The sequence below is a fragment of the Mesorhizobium sp. M7D.F.Ca.US.004.03.1.1 genome (assembly GCF_003998635.1).
Taxonomy (GTDB): domain Bacteria; phylum Pseudomonadota; class Alphaproteobacteria; order Rhizobiales; family Rhizobiaceae; genus Mesorhizobium; species Mesorhizobium loti.
In genome coordinates this window covers 1-1633 of record NZ_RZQG01001161.1, presented here as the reverse complement: position 1 = coordinate 1633, position 1633 = coordinate 1, and the positions used below count along the sequence as shown (strand labels likewise).

Annotated in this window: 2 protein-coding genes; one reads left to right on the top strand and one right to left on the bottom strand. The window is 65.5% G+C overall.

All coding sequences use genetic code 11. From position 1 onward, the window contains the following. On the bottom strand, positions 1-692 hold a 692-nt coding region (locus tag EN935_RS35095; protein WP_164771647.1), incomplete at its 3' end, for an FAD-binding oxidoreductase. A 303-nt stretch (positions 693-995) separates the two neighbouring features. On the opposite strand from EN935_RS35095, the gene EN935_RS35090 reads away from it, so the two are divergent. Further along, positions 996-1633 (top strand): esterase-like activity of phytase family protein (locus tag EN935_RS35090; RefSeq protein ID WP_206534654.1); only part of this gene is annotated, 638 nt, incomplete at its 3' end.

Below are 1633 nucleotides of genomic sequence, written 5' to 3'. Positions count from 1 at the left end.
GTGATGAAATAATGGTGCTCCATCGGCGTCACCGGCAGGTCGACACCGGCCATGCGGCCGAGCTGCTTCGCCCACAGCCCGCCAGCATTGACGACATGTTCGGCGATGATGGTGCCCTGCTCCGTCACGACATCCCAGCGACCGTCGGTGCGCGCCTTCAGCTCGACGACCCGGTTGCGCAGGATGATGTCGGCGCCGCGCTTCTTCGCGGCACCGGCATAGGCGTGCGTCGTGCCGTACGGGTCGAGATGGCCTTCGTTGGAATCATGCAGGCCGCCAAGGACGCCGGTGACGTCCACGATCGGGCAGATCGCCTTGATCTCGTCGGGCGTCACCAGCCGCGCGGTCTCGATGCCGACCGACTGGAACACCGCCCAGGCCGATTTCAGCCACTCCCAGCGCGCGGGATCGCTGGCGATGTTGACGCCGCCGGTCATGTGCAGGCCGATGTCTTGACCGGATTCGGCTTCGATCTCCCGGTAGAGATTGATGGTGTAGTCCTGCAGCGCCGCTACGTTCGGGTCGGCGTTGAGCGCGTGGAAACCGGCCGCCGCGTGCCAGGTCGAACCGGCCGTCAATTCGGCACGCTCGATCAGCGCCACATTGCTCCAGCCGAACCGCGTCAGATGGTAGAGCACCGAGGCTCCAACCACGCCACCTCCGATGACGACTGCGCGGTAGTGCGACTTCAAGGCTTCCCCTCCACGGCTGGTCCGAAGGCTGGACCATATACGCACTGGACATAAGTGTCTAGTGCCGGGGCGAGCGCGGCTTTTTTGTCGGCCTGAGACTGACGGATTCTTTCCGCCAGGCGCACGTTTTTATCGGCGCGTGAAGAAGACGGCGGGCATGCACCGCGCGCTGTCACGCAAGCATCATGTTCGCGCCGTAGACCGCGTTTCGGGGAGGCGCGCGCGGCATCATCGATGTCGCACCTCTTTCAGCTTTTCGCCCTGCGGCCGCTCCGGCACGCTTTGTCACAAAGAGGATTGTCCATGAAACACCTGTACCGAACCGCGTCGCTCGGCGTCGCGCTGGCCTTGTTCACCGCCTTGACGCCGGCGCTCGCCGACAACACCGCGACCGTCGGCGGCCTCGTCAACAAGGGACTGGTCGGCGTCGGCCGCATCCCCGCCGCTCAGCGCGACAAGTTCGGCGAGACGTTCGGTTCGGGCTCCGGCATGGCGATCGACACATCAGGCTGGACACATGGCGCCGATGGTTACAAGGGTTCGCTCTGGCTGCTGCCGGACCGCGGCTACAATGTCGTCGGCACCACCGACTACCGGCCGCGCCTCAACACGATCGGCATCGAATTTGCTCCGGTCGCACCGGGCGCGGCACCTGCTGCCGGCCAGGAGCAGACGGGCGTCAAGGCAGCGCTTGCCGACACCATGCTTCTCACCGACGACAAGGGCGCTGACGCCACCGGCCTCGATCCACTCAACGGCGTGCGCGCGGCAAGCGGCGACATGCCGATCCTGCCACAGGCCGACAATGGCAAGCTGGCGCTCGACAACGAAGCCATCGTGCGCCTGCCCGACGGTTCGATGTTCATCTCCGACGAATACGGCCCGAACATCTACCGGTTCTCCGCCGACGGCCATCTGATGTCGGCGACGCAGCCACCGGC